15 protein-coding genes are annotated in these 17,281 nt (G+C 71.7%); 4 read left to right on the top strand and 11 right to left on the bottom strand.

Annotation, left to right across the window (positions count from 1 at the left end; translation table 11 throughout):
- Nucleotides 1–41: 41 nt before the first annotated feature.
- The 6 genes from ACZ4A5_RS12410 to ACZ4A5_RS12435 form a co-directional block, all read right to left on the bottom strand.
- On the bottom strand, nt 42–887 hold the full coding sequence (locus tag ACZ4A5_RS12410) for a shikimate dehydrogenase (protein ID WP_467581851.1): 846 nt from the start codon (nt 885–887) through the stop codon (nt 42–44).
- The gene (gene mltG, locus ACZ4A5_RS12415; protein ID WP_467581853.1) at nt 884–2,509 is read right to left on the bottom strand and encodes an endolytic transglycosylase MltG; all 1,626 of its coding nucleotides are present in this window, start codon (nt 2,507–2,509) and stop codon (nt 884–886) included. The genes ACZ4A5_RS12410 and mltG overlap by 4 nt, the downstream gene beginning before the upstream one ends.
- Before the next feature lie 128 nt (nt 2,510–2,637).
- The gene (gene ruvX / locus ACZ4A5_RS12420; RefSeq protein ID WP_398872804.1) at nt 2,638–3,102 is read right to left on the bottom strand and encodes a Holliday junction resolvase RuvX; all 465 of its coding nucleotides are present in this window, start codon (nt 3,100–3,102) and stop codon (nt 2,638–2,640) included.
- Nucleotides 3,103–3,107: 5 nt separating this feature from the next.
- A complete protein-coding gene (alaS, locus tag ACZ4A5_RS12425; RefSeq protein WP_467581856.1) occupies nt 3,108–5,777 on the bottom strand; it encodes an alanine--tRNA ligase in 2,670 nt (889 codons plus the stop codon).
- A complete protein-coding gene (locus ACZ4A5_RS12430; RefSeq protein ID WP_467581857.1) occupies nt 5,777–6,103 on the bottom strand; it encodes a DUF6167 family protein in 327 nt (108 codons plus the stop codon). Before ACZ4A5_RS12430 ends, alaS begins: the two co-directional genes overlap by 1 nt.
- A gap of 8 nt (nt 6,104–6,111) precedes the next feature.
- On the bottom strand, nt 6,112–6,564 hold the full coding sequence (locus tag ACZ4A5_RS12435) for a DUF948 domain-containing protein (RefSeq protein ID WP_467581859.1): 453 nt from the start codon (nt 6,562–6,564) through the stop codon (nt 6,112–6,114).
- Between the two features lie 193 nt (nt 6,565–6,757).
- Between ACZ4A5_RS12435 and ACZ4A5_RS12440 the strand changes: the two genes are divergently transcribed.
- Entirely contained in the window at nt 6,758–8,986 is a 2,229-nt protein-coding gene (locus ACZ4A5_RS12440) for an ATP-binding protein (RefSeq protein ID WP_467581860.1), read from the top strand.
- A gap of 34 nt (nt 8,987–9,020) precedes the next feature.
- Here ACZ4A5_RS12440 and rpsD read toward each other — a convergent pair whose 3' ends face one another.
- A complete protein-coding gene (gene rpsD, locus ACZ4A5_RS12445) occupies nt 9,021–9,635 on the bottom strand; it encodes a 30S ribosomal protein S4 (protein ID WP_366002974.1) in 615 nt (204 codons plus the stop codon).
- A 188-nt stretch (nt 9,636–9,823) separates the two neighbouring features.
- Between rpsD and ACZ4A5_RS12450 the strand changes: the two genes are divergently transcribed.
- Nucleotides 9,824–10,555: a DUF2470 domain-containing protein gene (locus ACZ4A5_RS12450; protein ID WP_467581863.1), complete on the top strand. Its 732-nt coding sequence runs from the start codon at nt 9,824–9,826 to the stop codon at nt 10,553–10,555.
- Nucleotides 10,556–10,595: 40 nt separating this feature from the next.
- Here ACZ4A5_RS12450 and ACZ4A5_RS12455 read toward each other — a convergent pair whose 3' ends face one another.
- From ACZ4A5_RS12455 to ACZ4A5_RS12470, 4 genes are all read right to left on the bottom strand, one after another.
- A complete protein-coding gene (locus ACZ4A5_RS12455; protein WP_467581865.1) occupies nt 10,596–11,954 on the bottom strand; it encodes a replication-associated recombination protein A in 1,359 nt (452 codons plus the stop codon).
- An 82-nt stretch (nt 11,955–12,036) separates the two neighbouring features.
- Nucleotides 12,037–12,678, bottom strand: coding sequence for a vitamin K epoxide reductase family protein (locus tag ACZ4A5_RS12460; RefSeq protein ID WP_467581867.1), 642 nt, complete (start codon nt 12,676–12,678; stop codon nt 12,037–12,039).
- A 59-nt stretch (nt 12,679–12,737) separates the two neighbouring features.
- Nucleotides 12,738–14,000 (bottom strand): histidine--tRNA ligase, encoded by a 1,263-nt coding sequence (gene hisS / locus ACZ4A5_RS12465; RefSeq protein WP_467581869.1) that lies wholly within the window; start codon nt 13,998–14,000, stop codon nt 12,738–12,740.
- 11 nt (nt 14,001–14,011) lie between these two features.
- A complete protein-coding gene (locus ACZ4A5_RS12470; RefSeq protein ID WP_398872822.1) occupies nt 14,012–14,734 on the bottom strand; it encodes an MBL fold metallo-hydrolase in 723 nt (240 codons plus the stop codon).
- A gap of 183 nt (nt 14,735–14,917) precedes the next feature.
- On the opposite strand from ACZ4A5_RS12470, the gene ACZ4A5_RS12475 reads away from it, so the two are divergent.
- Together ACZ4A5_RS12475 and ACZ4A5_RS12480 are read left to right on the top strand one after the other, a co-directional pair.
- A complete protein-coding gene (locus tag ACZ4A5_RS12475) occupies nt 14,918–15,739 on the top strand; it encodes a peptidylprolyl isomerase (protein WP_467581871.1) in 822 nt (273 codons plus the stop codon).
- Nucleotides 15,740–16,011: 272 nt separating this feature from the next.
- Complete coding sequence (locus ACZ4A5_RS12480; protein ID WP_467581873.1) at nt 16,012–17,241, top strand: DUF349 domain-containing protein; 1,230 nt, start codon at nt 16,012–16,014, stop codon at nt 17,239–17,241.
- The last annotated feature ends 40 nt before the right edge of the window (nt 17,242–17,281 follow it).

A 17,281-nucleotide genomic window follows, 5' to 3' on the forward strand; every position in this document is an offset into this window, starting at 1 on the left:
GCCTCAGGTCCGGGTTGTGGACGGACTCGGTCAGGTCGTGGTCAGCGGGCGCGTGCCGCGAGGGCCGCCTCGCCCGCCGCGCGCATCGCCGCGAGCGGGCCCGGCCTGCGGCCGGTCATCTGCTCGACCTGGAGCACGGCCTGGTGCACCAGGAGGTCCAGGCCGCTGAGCACGGCCCCGCCGCGGTCCGTCCAGGCGGCGGCCAGCGGGGTCGGCCACGGCTCGTAGAGCACGTCGAAGAGGGTGCCGGGGTGCTCGGGGACCGCGGCGGCGAGGGCGTCGGTGGCACCGGCCGGGGTGGTGGCGACGACCAGGGGCGCGGTGAGGGCCTCGGCGGCGCGGGACCAGTCGGCGACGGTGACGGCCACGCCGAGCCGTTCGCCCCACTGGCGCATCTCGGCGGCCCGCGCCGCGCTGCGCACATAGGCGGTGACCTCGCCGGCGCAGATCCGGGCGAGGGCCGCGAGGGCGGAGGAGGCCGTGGCCCCCGCGCCGAGGACGGCGGCGGACTCGACCTTCTCGACGCCGCGCTCGCGCAGGGCGGCCTCGATGCCGGGGATGTCGGTGTTGTCACCGAGGCGGCGGCCGTCCTCGGTGAGGACGACGGTGTTGACGGCCTCGACCGAGGCCGCGGTGTCGCTGACCTCGTCCAGCAGCGGCATCACCGCGCGCTTGAGCGGCATGGTGAGCGAGAACCCCGCCCAGGTGCCGTCCAGCCCCGCGAGGAAGCCGGGCAGCGCGGCCTCGTCGATCTCGAAGCGATCGTACGTCCACTCGCCCAGGCCCAGCTCCGCGTAGGCGGCCCGGTGCAGGACCGGGGAGAGCGAGTGGTCGATCGGCGATCCGAGCACGGCCGCGCGGCGGCGGTGCCCCTTCAGTTCACTCATCCGCTCTTCTTCTTGTTCTTCTGGCTCTCGTTGAACTCCTGCACGAGCTTCTCGTGCTCCTGCAGGTTCTTGGCGAACTGCGTCTTGCCGTCGATGGAAACGAAGTAGTACCAGTCACCGGGCTCGGGATCCATCGCGGCCTTGAGCGCGAGCTCTCCCGGATTGCCGATGGGGCCGGGCGTCAGGCCCTTGTAGAAGTACGTGTTGTACGGGTCGTCGTAGGACCGCAGCTGCTTGGGGCTGAGGTCCAGGGTGCTCTGGTTCTTGATGTAGTTGTACGTCGAGTCGAACTCGAGCTTGCCGTTCGTCTCGACATTGGTGGGCTTGAGGCGGTTGTAGATGACGCGCGCCATCTTGCGGAAGTCGTCGTGCGTCATGCCCTCGGCGTTGACCATGCTCGCCACGGTGATCAGCTGGAGCGGGGACTTCAGGCCGAGTTCCTTCGCCTTGCCCTCCAGATCCTGCTTGGCGTAGGTCTCCTTCGCCCGCGCGACCATCTGCTTGAGGATCTCCTCGGGCTTGGTGCCCTTGCCCGCGTTGTACTGCGAGGGGAAGAGGAAGCCCTCCAGCGGGTCCTTGATCTTGGGGTCGCTGTTGGCCCAGTCGGGCAGCCCGAGGTTCTTCACCTGATCCTTGGCGACGCCCTGGGTCGTGCCCTTCGGCAGGCCGAGCTTCTCGTCGATCGCGGCGTAGACCCCCACCGCGCGCCGGCCCTCGCCGATGGTGAGGAAGTTCGCGGTGTTGGTCATCATCGACACGGCCGCGGCACCGGACATCTCCTTGTGGAGGGTGTAGGAGCCGGGCTGGATGGCCTTGCCCTTGGGGTCCTTGCCCGCGGCCTCGGTGAAGGCTCCGACGCTCTTGACCACGCCGGCCTTCTGGAGGACCTCACCCATCTGGCTGATGCCGTAGCCCTTGGGGATCTCGACCTGGACCTGGCCGGTGCCCTCGCCGTCGTAGTCGGGCGCGGCCCCGAAGTGGGTCTGCCAGTAGTCGTAGGCGAGATAGCCACCGCCGCCCACGACGCCGACGAGCACCACGGCGACGAGGAGGCAGGCGGTGCCGCTGCGGCGCTTGGCCTTCTTGGGCGCCTTGCCCCGCCGGTCACGGCCGCGGGAGCGCTCCTCGGCCGGCGCGTCCTCCTCCGGCTCCGGGGCGGCCGGACCGGGGAAGTCGTCGAAGAACGACAGCTTCTCCTCGGCGGGCTCGGAACGCCACTCCGCGGGCTGCTCGAACTCCTGCGTGTGGTGCTGCTGCTGCGCCTCGTGCTGAGCCTGCCGCGGCACCTGCTGTTCGTACTGCTGGGGCTGCTGCTGCGCCTGCGGCTCGCGCTGGTGGTGGGGCTGCGGCGGCGGATAGGCGTCCTGCGTGCCGTAGTAGTCCGGCGGCGCGCCGGTGTAGGGGTCGACGGGCTGCTGCCCGTACTGATCCCCGGTGCCGTAGGGACCCCCCGCGCTCTGCGAGGGGTCCCAGCCGTACTGCTGTTGACCGTACTGAGGCTGTGACGGCTGCTGGGGGTGCTGATGCTGCGGATGCTGTTGACCGTCGTATCCCGGGTCCCCGTACAGAGGGTCCTCGGGATGCCACGGTTGGGAGCCGGAGCCCCGGCCATACTCAGTCATCAATCCCCTAGAGCCGCACAGCGGCAGCCGGTCGGCACTCCGTGGAGCGCGGGTTCCGAATCGTCCGGTCCTGTACGGGAGACGTTCGAACGGCTGCCATGTCAGCGCGGAACGTTACCGTACTGCGATCAGATGACCACGTCGACGGCCTCGCCGGGAGGCCGGCCGGAGACCTTCTCGATCTCCAGCGCGTTCTGCAGAATGACCACGGCGGCCGCCTGGTCGACGACCGAGCGCCCCTTCCTGGTGTTGACGCCGGAGGCCCGCAGCCCCTGCGCGGCTGTGACGGTCGTCATGCGCTCGTCGACCAGCCGCACCGGTACGGGCGCCACCCGCCGGGCCATCTCCTTGGCGAAGGTCCGCACCTTGGCCGCGGCCGGCCCCTCTCCCCCCTTGAGGGAGCGGGGCAGACCGACGACGACCTCGACCGGCTCGTACTCCGCGACGATCGCCGCCAGCCGCTTGTGGGCCTGCGGGATGTCCCGTCCCGGCACGGTCTCGACCGGGGTCGCGAGGATCCCGTCGGGGTCGCACGAGGCGACCCCGATCCGGGCGTCCCCCACATCGACGGCGATGCGCCTGCCACGTCGCACGGCGATCAGGCCGCTTCGGCGACGAGGCGCTCGACGGCGGCGACGGCCTCGTCGACGGCGTCCGGGTTCTGACCGCCGCCCTGGGCGACGTCCGGCTTGCCGCCGCCACCGCCACCGAGCGTCTTGGCGGCCGTGCGCACCAGGTCACCGGCCTTCAGACCGCGCTCGCGTGCGGCCTCGTTGGTGGCGATGACGGTCAGCGGGCGGCCGTTCACGACGGTGAACAGCGCCACGACGGCGGCCCGGCCGCCCTGGATCCGGCCGCGGACGTCGAGGACGAGCTTGCGCAGGTCGTCGGCGCCGGTGCCGTCCGGCACCCGGCCGATGGCCAGCGCCACGCCGTGGATGTCCTTGGCGCCCTCGGCGAGACCGGCGGCGGCCTGGAGCACCTTCTCGGCGCGGAAGCGCTCGATCTCCTTCTCGGCGTCCTTGAGCTTGGCGAGCATCCCGGAGATCTTCTCCGGCAGCTCCTCCGGACGGCCCTTGACCAGCTCCTGGAGCTGGGCGACGACCGTGTGCTCCTTGGCGAGGAAGTGATAGGCGTCGGCGCCGACCAGGGCCTCGACACGGCGCACACCGGAGCCGATCGAGGACTCGCCGAGCAGCTTCACCAGGCCCAGCTGGGCGGTGTTGGCGACGTGCGTACCACCGCACAGCTCCTTGGAGAAGTCGCCGATGGTCACGACGCGCACCCGCTCGCCGTACTTCTCGCCGAACTCCGCGATGGCGCCCTGCTTCTTGGCGTCGTCGATGCTCATGACCTCGGCCTGGACGTCGAGTTCACGGGAGAGGACCTCGTTGATCCGCTGCTCGACGTCCGTGAGGACGCTGCCGGGCACGGCGGCCGGGGAGCCGAAGTCGAAGCGGAAGCGGCCGGGCGAGTTCTCCGAGCCGGCCTGGGCGGCCGTCGGGCCCAGGGCGTCGCGCAGCGCCTGGTGGGTGAGGTGGGTGGCGCTGTGGGCACGGGCGATGGCCCGACGGCGCGTCACATCGATGGCGGCGTGGGCGGAGGCACCGACGGTGACCTCGCCGACCTGGACGACGCCCTTGTGGACGTGGACGCCCGGGACGGGCTTCTGCACGTCGCGGATCTCGATGACGGCGCCGTTGTCCAGCCGGATACGGCCGGTGTCGGCGAGCTGGCCGCCGCCCTCGGCGTAGAAGGGGGTGCGGTCGAGGACGACCTCGACCTCGTCGCCCTCGGTGGCGGCGGGCGAGGGCACGCCGTCGACGAGCAGGCCGACGACCGTCGACTCGTTCTCGGTGAGGGTGTAGCCCGTGAAGTCGCTCTCGCCGGTGGTGTCGGCGACCTCGCGGTAGGCCGACAGGTCGGCGTGACCGGTCTTCTTGGCCTTGGCGTCGGCCTTGGCCCGCTCGCGCTGCTCCTTCATCAGGCGGCGGAAGCCGTCCTGGTCCACGGACAGCCCCTGCTCGGCGGCCATCTCGAGGGTGAGGTCGATCGGGAAGCCCCAGGTGTCGTGGAGCAGGAACGCCTTGTCGCCGGAGAGGACCGTGCCGCCGGCGGCCTTGGTCTCGGTCACGGCGGTGTCGAGGATGTTGGTGCCGCCCTTGAGGGCCTTGAGGAAGGCGGCCTCCTCGGCGAGGGCGACGGTCTCGACGCGCTTGCGGTCGGTGACGAGCTCGGGGTACTGCTGCCCCATCGTGTCGATCACGACGCCGATCAGGTCCTTGACGACCGGGCCGGTGGCACCCATCAGGCGCATGTTGCGGATGGCGCGGCGCATGATGCGGCGCAGCACGTAACCGCGGCCCTCGTTGCCGGGGGTGACGCCGTCTCCGATGAGCATCACGGAGGTGCGGATGTGGTCGGCGACCACGCGCATGGAGACGTCCGACTCGTGCTTGTCGCCGTAGCGGACGCCGGTCAGCTCGGTGGCCTTGTCCATGACGACGCGCAGGGTGTCGGTCTCGTACATGTTCTGCACGCCCTGCAGGATCATGGCGAGGCGCTCGAGGCCGAGACCGGTGTCGATGTTCTTGGACGGCAGGTCCCCGAGGATCGGGAAGTTCTCCTTGCCGTCGCCCGCACCGCGCTCGTACTGCATGAAGACCAGGTTCCAGATCTCCACGTAGCGCTCGTCGTTGACGGCGGGGCCGCCCTCGGCGCCGAACTCCGGGCCGCGGTCGTAGTTGATCTCGGAGCAGGGACCGCAGGGGCCGGGGACGCCCATGGACCAGAAGTTGTCCTTCTTGCCCAGGCGCTGGATGCGCTCGGCGGGGACGCCGACGACGTCACGCCAGATCTGCTCGGCCTCGTCGTCGTCCTTGTAGACGGTGATCCAGAGCTTCTCGGGCTCCAGCCCGAAGCCGCCGTCCGCCACCGGGGTGGTCAGCAGCTCCCAGGCGAGCTTGATGGCGCCTTCCTTGAAGTAGTCGCCGAAGGAGAAGTTGCCGCACATCTGGAAGAACGTGCCGTGGCGGGTGGTCTTGCCCACCTCTTCGATGTCCGGCGTGCGGATGCACTTCTGCACGCTGGTGGCGCGCGGGAAGGGCGGCTTGACCTCGCCGAGGAAGTACGGCTTGAAGGGGACCATGCCCGCGTTGACCAGCAACAGGGTCGGGTCGTCCGCGATGACTGACGCCGAGGGGACGACGGTGTGCCCGCGCTCCTCGAAGAAGCGCAGCCAGCGGCGGCGGATTTCAGCCGACTCCATCAGTGGTCCTCTTTCCGGGTGAACGAGTGGTAGGTGTGCTGCTGTTCGAGTGCGACCAGCCGGTGCTGCCCGGGAAGCTCCCGGCGCTCGGGGTCGGGTACGGCGGTGAGGCCGAGCGCGTCCTTGAGCGCCGCCTCGCGGTGCGCCATGCCGTCGCGGACGTCCAGGGCGAAGAGCTTGACCCGGCGGCCCGCGACGACCGCGCGGTCCGCCGCCTGGAGAGCCAGGCTCTCCGGGGTGAGCTGGGCCAGCTTGCGGTTGACCTTGGTCGTGGCCCAGACACCGGCGGCTACACCGGTCGTGAACCAGAAGGTGCGGCGGAACATTCCTGGGGTCAACCCTTCCCACGGGTACGGCGGCTGCCGCGCCGGGCGGACGGCAGTTTCCGGCCGACGGTCCGGCCGGCGAGGACGGAGTGCGGCGGCGCCGGCTCGGCGGGCGCGGCCTTGCGGCCGATCGCGCGGCGCACGCCGTAGCCGAACGCCGCGACCTTGACCAGGGGCCCGCCGAAGGCGGAGGAGACGGTCGAGGAGAGCGCGGAGGCGTTCGCCGTGACCTCCTGGACGTCCGCGGCGATCGAGTCGACGCGGGCGAGCTGGGTGTTGGCGGAGCGCACGGTCGCGGAGGCGTCGGCGAGCAGCGGCACGGCCTGCTCGCTGACGTCGGCCACCAGCTTGGTGGCGGCCTTGAGCGTCTGCGCGAGCCGCACCAGGACCAGGGCCATGAACGACACGAGGATCGCCCAGAAGACGGCCACGAGGATCCCGGCCACCTCTCCACCGGACACGCTGCACCGCTCCCTGCTGGTCGTCGTCGCCGACCCGCCGCTTGCTGTCTTCGGACGTCTTCGGACGCCTCTTGACGTCCTGTACGACCTTATCGCGCCGGGCCTCCGCGCCCGTACCGGATTGTCATCGCGCCCGCCCCGTCCACCTGCCGGAGTTTACGGTGCGCACACTCACCAGTACGCTCTGTGTGCCATGCCCCCACTCTCCGGCTCACCGCTTCCCGGCACCCCCTCCTCCCGCGCCCACGGCGTCGCCGCGCGGGGCTGTCACCGGCCGGATCCGCCGGGCAATCTGCCCGCCGGGCCCACGCGCTTCATCGGCCGCGGTCGCGAACTGGACGCGCTCGCCGCGCTGGTGGAGCGGGCCCGGCTGGTGACGGTGACCGGGATCGGCGGCGTGGGCAAGACTCGCGTCGCGCTCCGGCTCGCGACCGCTTTGCAGGATCGCTTCTGCGACGGGGCCTGGCTGGCCGAGCTCTCCTCGCTCAGCGACCCGGCCCTGCTGGAGCACACGGTCGCCGAGGCCCTGGCGCTGACCGATCACACGGACCGGCCGCCGCGCGCGTGGCTGCTGGAGCAGCTCGCCGAGCGGCGGACGCTGCTCGTCCTGGACGGGTGCGAGCAGGTCACGGAGGCGTGTGCGGCCCTGGTCAAGGCGCTGTTGCGCGGGGCGCCGGGGCTGCGGGTGCTCGCGGTGTCCCGGCGGCCGCTGGGGGTCGCGGGCGAGCAGGTCTTCGCACTGGCGCCGCTGTCCGGCCCGGAGTCCTCCGAGCTCTTCGAGGACCGCGCGGGGGGCGCGTGGGCCGGCGCCGGGGAGGCGGAGCGCGCCACCGCGGACGAGCTGTGCCGCAGACTCGACGGCATCCCGCTGGCCCTGGAGCTCGCGGCGGCGCGGCTGGGCACGCTGTCGGTGGCGCAGGTGCTGGAGCGGCTGGACGACCGGTTCCGGCTGCTGGCGGGGGGCGCGCCGGGCCCGCTGCCCCGCCACCAGACGCTGCGCACGGCCATCGGCTGGAGCCATGAGCTGTGCACGCCCGCCGAACGGCTGCTGTGGGCGCGGCTGACGGTCTTCGCGGGCCTGTTCGACCTGGAGGCGGCGGAGTACGTCTGCTCCGGCCCCGAGCTGCCCGCCGAGAGCCTGCTCGACGTGCTGGCCGAGCTGGTGGCACGGTCCGTGGTGGTGCGGGAGGACACCCCGCTGGGGCCGCGCTACCGGCTGCTGGACCCGGTACGGATGTACGGGGCGGGCTGGCTGGACGCGCTGGCCGACGGCGAGCGGATGCGCCGCAGGCACCGTGACTGGTACATGGGCCTGGTCACCTGGTGCGAGCTGGACTGGTTCAGCCCCCGGCAGGCGGAGGTGGCGGCCCGGATCGAGGCGGAGCTGCCCAATCTGCGGCTCGCGCTGGACTACAGCCTGGAGGAGAAGGGCGAGGCCCACATCGGCCAGTACCTGGCGGCGACGCTGTGGTTCCACTGGACCGGCTGCGGCCGTCTCGCGGAGGGGCGCTACTGGCTGGACCGCGCGCTGGAGGCCGAGGCCGACAACGAGGAGACCCGGCTCAAGGCCCTGTGGGTGCTGGGTCACGTGGCGGTGCTCCAGGGCGATCCGGCCCGCGCGGTGGGGGCGCTGGCGGAGTGCCGTGAGACGGCCCTGCTCGGCGGCCACACCCGGGCCCTGGCCTACGCCGAGCACCGGGCGGGCCTGCTGGCCCTGGTCTCGGACGACCTGCCGCGCGCCGAGGAGCTGCTGCGGTCGGCGCTGGCGCGCTATCAGGAGACCGGCGAGCTGAACAGCGACGTCCTCGCGGCCCAGGCGGAGCTGGCGACGGCCGTCGCCTTCCAGGGCGACCTGCCGGGCGCGGTGGCGCTGTGCGAGGAGGTGCGGGAGGTCTGCGCGGCCCACGGCGAGCGCCGGGCGCTGGCGTACGCGCTGTACATCCTGGCCTTCGCGGCGTGGAGCGACGGGGAGGCCGTACGGGCCCGGCCGCTGCTCCGGGAGTGCCTGGCCACCGCCCACGCCTTCCGCGACCTGGGGGGCGCGGTGCTCGCGGTGGAGCTGCTGGCACTGGTGACGCTGGACGAGACCGGGGGTGCTGGGGGTGCCGAGGAGGCCGCGGTGCTCCAGGGAGCGGCCGGGCGGCTGCGGCGGTCGGTGGGACTGCCACTGTCCGGCTCGCGGCACTTCGACGCCCCGCACGCGCTGTGCGAGCGCCGGCTCCGAGCGCTGCTGGGCACGCGCCGGTACGAGGCGTGCGTGCGCGAGGGGGCCGGGCTGGACCTCGACGCGGTGGTGGCCCGGGTGGGCTGCGGACCGGAGCTGCCTCCGGCGGTGCCGGTGGCCCGGGGGCCCGTGCGCCCCCGAGAAACGCGCGAGCCCGCCGTCTCGCCGGCCACGGGGGCCGGGGAGACGACGGGCTGAGCGAGGAGCTCGGAAGAGCGCTACTACCGCTGGATCAGCGGGCGTAGTACTCGACGACGAGCTGCTCGTCGCAGATCACGGGGATCTCCTTGCGGTTCGGCTCACGGTCCAGGCGGAAGGCCAGCGCGGCCAGGTTGACCTGGAGGTAGCGCGGGGTCTCGCCCTCGGTGTCGTAGCCACCGGCCATCGCGACCTGGAAGGGGTGCTTGGCGCGGCTGCGCTCGCGGACCGTCACGACGTCGTCGGGACGGACGCGGAACGACGGCTTGTCGACCTTGCCACCGTTGACCTGGATGTGGCCGTGGACGACCATCTGGCGGGCCTGGTAGATGGTGCGGGCGATGCCCGAACGCAGGACCAGCGCGTCGAGGCGGCGCTCGAGCTCGACGACCAGCGCCTCGCCCGTCTTGCCCTCGGCCTTCTTGGCGCGGTCGTAGGCGCGGGCCATCTGGCGCTCGCTGATGTCGTACTGGGCGCGCAGACGCTGCTTCTCGAGCAGACGGACCTTGTAGTCCGAGTTCTGCTTGCGGCCACGGCCGTGCTCGCCCGGCGGGTAGGGGCGGGCCTCGAAGTACTTGACGGCCTTCGGCGTCAGCGCGATGCCGAGCGCACGAGACTTCTTGACCTTGGGACGCGACTGGTTAGGCACGTTCTCCAGACCTCCGTTGTAGGTTAGGTTAGGCTCACCTTACTCAAGGAGATCGCATGTCTCGTCCGGGGAACACCAGTCACATCACGGACAGCACGAAAGAGGCCGACGCAACTGATGGCGTCGACGCGACGGAGGTCCGATCAGATCGTGGTCAGCCGCGTCCCAGCGGACTTGAAATCGCGCGGATGCCGTCAGCAGCCGAGCGCACACGAACTCTCGTACAGAGTACATGCTCCGCGGTACTGCTCATTCCCGGGCTGACCGGCGGGACCGGCGCGGGCACCGCGCTGCCCGCCGAACTGCTCGCGCCCGAGGCCCGCAGCGTGGGGCCCGACGGCGAGGTGTTCCTGGTCTTCCCCGCGGATTCCCCGGCCGTGCGCGCCGCCACGCACGCCCAGGACGACGAGCTGGCCGCCGTGCTGGAACTCACCGACGTCGCACCGGTCTCCGTACCCAACCGGATCCGCGGCCGCGCCTGGCTCTCCGGCTGGCTGACCTCGGTGCCCGGGATGACCGAACCCGGCCGGATGATGCTGCGGCTGGAGGTCGGCGAGAGCAGCGTCGACGATCTGTGGAGCGCGGAGAGCGTCGAGGCGGACGACTTCGCCCGCGCCGAGCCCGACCCGCTGATCGAGCACGAGGCGGAGCTGCTCCAGCATCTGCACGCCTCGCACGGCGACCAGGTGCGCGCCCTGAGCTCGCTGCTCGGCGAGCGGCGGCCGCGCTGCGCCCGCGACCGGGCCGTGCCGCTCTCGCTGGACCGCTTCGGGCTGCGTGTGCGGTTCACCACCGCGCACGGCGAGGGCACCCCGGCCGACCGGTCCTTCGACGTGCGCTTCGAATTCCCGCGGCCGGTGCGGGACATCACCGGCCTGCGGCAGGCGATGCACGCGCTCTTCGACGCCACGGAGGACTGAGCCGGCCCGGCCGCCCGGCCGCCGGGGGTGGGGCCGGGGCTCAGCCCTCGGACTCGCCCCGCAACCGCTTGCGCACCCGCTCCACCACGTCCGCGTAGCGCGCCTCCGCGCCGTAGCGCGTGGGTTCGTAGTAGCGCTTGCCGTGGACCGCGTCCGGCGCGTACTGCTGGGCGGCGATGCCGCCGGGCAGGTCGTGGGGATAGAGATAGCCCTGCGCGTGGCCGAGCTTCTCGGCGCCCTTGTAGTGCCCGTCGCGCAGGTGCGGGGGCACGGGCCCGGCGAGGCCCGCCCGGACGTCCGCGAGGGCCGCGTCGATCGCCAGATACGCCGCGTTGGACTTCGGGGCCAGGGCGAGCGCCACGGCCACCTGGCCGAGCACGATCCTGGCCTCCGGGAAACCGATCAGCGCGACGGCCTGCGCACCGGCGACCGCCGTCTGGAGCGCGGTGGGGTCGGCCATGCCGACGTCCTCGCTCGCGGAGATCATCAGCCGCCGGGCGATGAACCGCGGGTCCTCCCCGGCCTCGATCATCCGGGCCAGGTAGTGCAGGGTGGCGTCCACGTCGGAGCCGCGGATGGACTTGATGAGGGCGCTGGCCACGTCGTAGTGCTGGTCGCCGGCGCGGTCGTAGCGCACGGCGGCGCGGTCGACGGCCTCCTCCAGCGTCTCCAGGGTGATCTCGGACTCGCCCTTGGCGATGGCCGAGCCCGCGCCCGCCTCCAGCGCCGTCAGCGCGCGCCGCGCGTCGCCCCCGGCGATCCTCAGCAGATGCCCCTCCGCGTCCTCCGGCAGCGTCACCGCGCCGCCGAGGCCGCGCTCGTCGGTGAGCGCGCGGTGCAGCAGGCCGCGCAGGTCGTCGTCGGTGAGGGCCTGGAGGGTCAGCAGCAGGGAGCGGGACAGCAGGGGGGAGATGATCGAGAAGTACGGGTTCTCCGTGGTGGCCGCGATCAGGGTGACCCAGCGGTTCTCGACGGCGGGCAGCAGGGAGTCCTGCTGGGCCTTGCTGAAGCGGTGGATCTCGTCCAGGAAGAGGACGGTCTCCTTGCCGTAACCGCCCGAGGCGCGGCGGGCGCCGTCGATGACGGCCCGCACCTCCTTGACCCCGGCGGTGATCGCGGACAGCTCCACGAAGCGCTTGTTGGTGGCCTGGCTGACGACGTAGGCCAGGGTCGTCTTGCCGATGCCGGGCGGGCCCCAGAGGATCACCGAGGACGGCCCGGCCGGGCCACCGCTCCCCTCCCCCACCAGCCTGCGCAGCGGCGACCCCTGCTTGAGGAGGTGGCCCTGGCCGACGACTTCGTCGAGGGTCCGCGGGCGCATGCGGACGGCCAGCGGACTGCTCGCCGGGTCTTTCTCCTGGCGGTCCTCGGCGGCTGCGGTGAAGAGGTCGGGTTCCACGTCGAAAACCCTATGCCACTGCACTGACAACGCCGCCGGACCCGAGAGGTCCGACGGCGTCGGTCAAGGGCTCACGGGCCGGTCAGCCGGTCCAGAAGCTCCACCACTTGGTGAGGATCAGCATGCCGATGATGCCGATGTGGATCACCGGGATCACCCAGTGGAACTCCAGCACCGCGTTGCGCAGCGCCCGCGGGGCGGGGATGAAGCCGTGGCGGACGTTGTGCACGGTCACGTACCAGAACATGACGATCGTGCCGACCCAGGCGAGGCAGCACCACAGGCACAGCGAGCCGATCACATACAGCGACTCGTACTGCAGCCAGCTCACGAAGCCGACGCCGAAGAGGCAGCCCGCCTCCATGCCCAGCCAGTACCACCGCGGGAAGCGGGCGCCGGAGAGCAGCGCCAGGCCGATCGCGATGATGATGCCGTAGCAGACCAGGCCGAGCATCGGGTTGGGGAACCCGAAGGCCGTGGCCTGCTTGCTCTGCATGATGTTGCCGCAGGAGACGATGGGGTTGAGGCTGCACCCCGGGACGAAGTTCGGGTCCTCGAGCAGCTTGAACTTGTCGAGGGTGATGACCCAGGCCGCGAGCAGCCCCATGGCACCGGTGACGACCAGCAGCAGGGCGAACGCCCGGCCGCCACCCACGGGTCCCGTGGCGGGGCCGTCCCGCTCCTCGCCGTCGGTGTCGGAGCGGTCGAGTGCCGAAGTGGTCATAGCGCCCTTGATCCCATCTGTCGGTCCTTGCGGCCCATTCTGCACGAGCCGCCAGGCAATCAGCCTTGCCGCGAGAGGAGTTCGCTCACCACGGTGTCGAATGCGACAGGTGTCTGCTCGCCGGACTCGAGGTCCTTGAGCTGCACGACGCCCTCCGCGAGATCCCGTTCACCCGCCACGAGCGCGAAGCGGGCGCCCGAGCGGTTGGCCGATTTCATGGCGTTCTTCAAGCCCTTGCCACCGAAGGCGAAGTCGGTGGCGACACCGGCCCGGCGCAGCTCGGTCACGAGGCCGAAGAGCACCCGGCGGGCCTCGTCACCCAGCGGCACGGCGAAGACCTGCGTCGCGGCGGGCAGATCGAGCTCGATGCCCTCCGCCTTGAGCGCCAGGACCGTGCGGTCGACGCCGAGCGCCCAGCCGACCGACGGCAGCGCCGGCCCGCCGATCATCTCGGACAGGCCGTCGTAGCGGCCGCCGCCGCCCACCGCGGACTGCGAGCCCAGGCCGTCGTGGACGAACTCGAAGGTGGTACGGGTGTAGTAGTCCAGGCCGCGGACCAGCTTCTCGTCGTCCTCGAAGGCGACGCCCGCCGCGGTCAGCAGCTCGCGCACCTGCTCGTGGTACTCCTTGCACGCCTCGCAGAGGTGGTCACGGAGCATCGGGGCGCCGACGAGCTGCTTCTGCACGGCCTCGCGCTTGTCGTCGAGGACGCGCAGCGGGTTGATCTCGATGCGGCGGCGGGTGTCCTCGTCGAGGTCGAGGCCGCGCAGGAAGGTCTGGAGCGCGTCGCGGTAGGCCGGACGGCACTCCTTGTCGCCGAGCGAGTTGAGCAGCAGGCGGAAGTTCGTCAGGCCCAGCGACCTGTAGGCGTCGACGGCCAGGATGATCAGCTCGGCGTCGAGCGCCGGGTCCTCCGCGCCGATGGCCTCCGCGCCGACCTGCGAGAAGTGGCGGTAGCGGCCGGCCTGCGGGCGCTCGTAGCGGTAGTACGAGCCGGAGTACCAGAGCTTGACCGGGAGGTTGCCGGCCTTGTGCAGGTTGGCCTCCAGGGCCGCGCGCAGCACGGAGGCGGTGCCCTCGGGGCGCAGCGCGAGCTGGTCGCCGCCGCGCGTGGTGAGGGTGTACATCTCCTTGGTCACGATGTCGGTGGACTCGCCCACACCGCGGGAGAACAGCTCGACCTGCTCGAAGCCGGGGGTCTCGATATAGCCGTAGCCGGAGCGCTTGAGCGGCGCCGCGATGGCCTCGCGCACCGCGAGGTAGACCGCGGAGTCGGGCGGGGTCAGGTCGTAGGTGCCCTTGGGGGCCTTGAACGTACTCACGGGAAAAATCGTCACATTCCTCGTCGCGGAGGGGCGGTGGCGCCCTCTCCGAGGCCGTGCCGCGCTTCTGCCAGATCCCGCAGGTACGGGTTGGTGGCGCGCTCGCGGCCGATGCTGGTCTGGGGGCCGTGGCCGGACAGCACCACGGTCGAGTCGTCCAGGGGCAGGCACACGCGTGCCAGCGACCGGAGTATCTCGGCGTGGTCGCCGCCGGGCAGGTCGGTGCGTCCGATGGAGCCGGCGAACAACAGGTCACCCGCGAAGAACACCGACGGCACGTCGGCGGTCTCGGGCAGCCGGAAGGTCACCGACCCCTTGGTATGGCCGGGCGCGTGCGCGACGGAGAACTCCAGCCCGGCGAGGTCCAGCCGGGCGCCGTCGGTGAGCTCCTTGACGTCGTCCGGCTCGCCCACGGTCAGCTCGCCCATGAGGCGCTGCCCGATGGAGCGGCCGAGGCCCTTCTCCGGGTCGCTCATCATGTAGCGGTCCGCGGGGTGGATCCAGGCGGGGACGTCGTGGGCGCCGCACACCGGGACGACCGAGGCGACATGGTCGATGTGCCCATGGGTGAGAACGACGGCGACGGGCTTGAGCCGATGCTTCCTGAGCGCTTCCTCGACGCCCGGGGCCGCCTGGTGGCCCGGGTCGACGATCACGCACTCCTCACCCGCGGCCGGGGCGACCAGATAGCAATTGGTGCCCCAGGCCCCGGCGGGGAACCCGGCAATAAGCACATTCGTCCTTAATGATCGACCAGCAGAATTCCAGCAGTGGACCGGCGGGGGCTCCCCGGTGGGAAACCTCGGCCGGTACAGAGCCTACCGGCGGCACTCCGGTCACAGCGAACCCGTATACGGTACGGGCACACCCCGCAACCCCGGTCCGCCATGGACCAGACGGCACGAGGAGACGACCCGGTGGTCAGTAACGAGCAGCGGCGGCGGCAGCTCGCCCGGGAGAAGTTCGAGCGGCAGCAGGAGCGCCGTGAGGCGGCCCGGCGCAAGGCGCGCCGCCGTAACGCGGTGATCGCCGCGGGCCTCGCCGTGGTGCTCGCGGCGGGCGCGACCGCCTATGCCACGGGCGCGCTGTCCGGCGGCAGCGAGAAGGACACGACGGACGCGGCGGCACCGGACAGCTCCACGCCGCCGAGCAAGGGTCCGGACCCGTGCGCCAAGGCGGCCCCCGGCTCCCCCTCCGCCAAGTCGTGGAAGTCCGAGCCCGCGATGGCCGTCGACAAGTCGGCCTCGTACGCGATGGATCTGAAGACGACCTGCGGCTCCATCGACATCAAGCTCGACGCCGAGAAGGCGCCGCACACGGTGAACTCGTTCAACTTCCTGGCCGGCGAGGGTTTCTACGACCACAGCCCGTGCCACCGGCTCACCACCGCCGGCATCTACGTGCTCCAGTGCGGCGACCCCAAGGGCACCGGCATGGGCGGTTCGGGCTACACGATCCCGGACGAGAACCTCAAGGACTCCCGGATCAAGGACGGCATCTATCCGGCCGGCACCCTCGCGATGGCCAACACCGGCCGGCCCGACTCCGGCGGCAGCCAGTTCTTCCTGGTCTACCAGGACAGCAAGCTGGACCCGAAGTACACCCCCGTCGGCACCATCGGCGCCGAGGGCATGAAGGTGCTCAAGAAGATCGCCGACGCCGGTGTGCAAGGCGGCGCCCCCGACGGCGCTCCCAACGCGACCGTCGTCATCGACAAGGCGACGGTGACCAAGTCCTGAGGCCCGCCCGGGCCTTCCGCTCTCCGCCGCGCCTCCCGCCGTGCCACGGGGCCCGATATCCGTTCCGTACGGCGAAATTTCGGTCGCGCGGGATACGGACAGCCGGGCCACCGGTCGCCTATGTTGGCGTTGTGTAGGGTGCCTGATCCGACGGCTGCCCGCACCCAATCGATCAAGCCGTCGGACCGGTCAGGGCGCGGCCCTGCCGGAACAACTGTGGACGATGCCCGAGGGGCCGCGCACCGGCCCCGGCATCATGTGGAGGAGGCGCTGTGAGCAGCGACCCATGGGGCCGCGTCGATGAGACGGGGACTGTGTACGTGCGTACCGCCGACGGCGAGCAGGTCGTCGGCTCGTGGCAGGCGGGTTCCCCCGACGAGGCACTCGCCTACTTCGAGCGCAAGTACGAGGGCCTGGTCGTCGAGATCGGCCTCCTCGAGCGCCGGGTCAGGACCACCGACCTGTCGGCCAAGGACGCGATGACCGCGATCGACCACCTGCGCACGCAGGTCGACGAGCACCACGCGGTCGGCGATCTGGACGCGCTGCGCGTCCGGCTCGACAAGCTCGTGGCCACCGTCGAGAAGCGCCGCGAGGAGCGCAAGGCCGCCAAGGCGAAGCAGTCCGACGAGGCCCGCACGGCGAAGGAGGCGCTGGTCGCCGAGGCCGAGGAGCTGGCCGCGAGCGAGCAGTGGCGGTCGGCCGGCGAGCGGCTGCGCGCCCTGGTCGAGACCTGGAAGGGCCTGCCGCGGCTGGACCGCAAGGCGGACGACGAGCTGTGGCACCGCTTCTCGCACGCGCGCTCGGCGTTCTCCAAGCGGCGCAAGGCGCACTTCGCGTCGCTGGACGCCCAGCGCGAGGAGGCCCGCAAGGCCAAGGAGAAGCTGGTCGCCGAGGCCGAGTCGCTCTCCGGATCCACCGACTGGGGCCCGACGGCCGCGCGTTACCGCGATCTGATGGCCGACTGGAAGGCCGTCGGCCGCGCCCAGCGCGAGGCGGAGGACGAGCTGTGGGCCCGCTTCCGCGGCGCGCAGGACGTCTTCTTCCAGGCGCGCAGCGAGGTGTTCGCCGAGCGCGACGCCGAGCAGCAGGTCAACCTCACCCGCAAGGAGGAACTGGTCGCCGAGGCGGAGAAGCTGCTCCCGGTGACGGACCTCAAGGCGGCGCGGGCGGCGTTCCGTTCGATCAACGAGCGCTGGGAGGCCGTGGGCCATGTGCCGCGGGACGCCCGGCCGAAGATCGAGGGCCGGATGCACACCGTCGAGCGCGCGCTCCAGGAGGCCGAGGAGAGCGAGTGGCGGCGCACCAACCCGGAGGCCCGGGCGCGTGCGGCCGGTCTGACCGGGCAGCTTCAGGCCGCGGTCGACAAGCTCCAGGAGCAGGCGGACAAGGCGCGTGCCGCGGGCAACGACGCCAAGGCCGACAAGCTCACCAAGGAGCTGGAGGGCCGCAAGGCGCTGCTGGACCAGGCCCTGAAGGGCCTGGAGGAGTTCGGCGGCTGAACGGGCCGTACGCCTGACGCGTGAGCTAAGGGGCTCCGGC

This window comes from Streptomyces sp. NPDC025618, assembly GCF_055558795.1.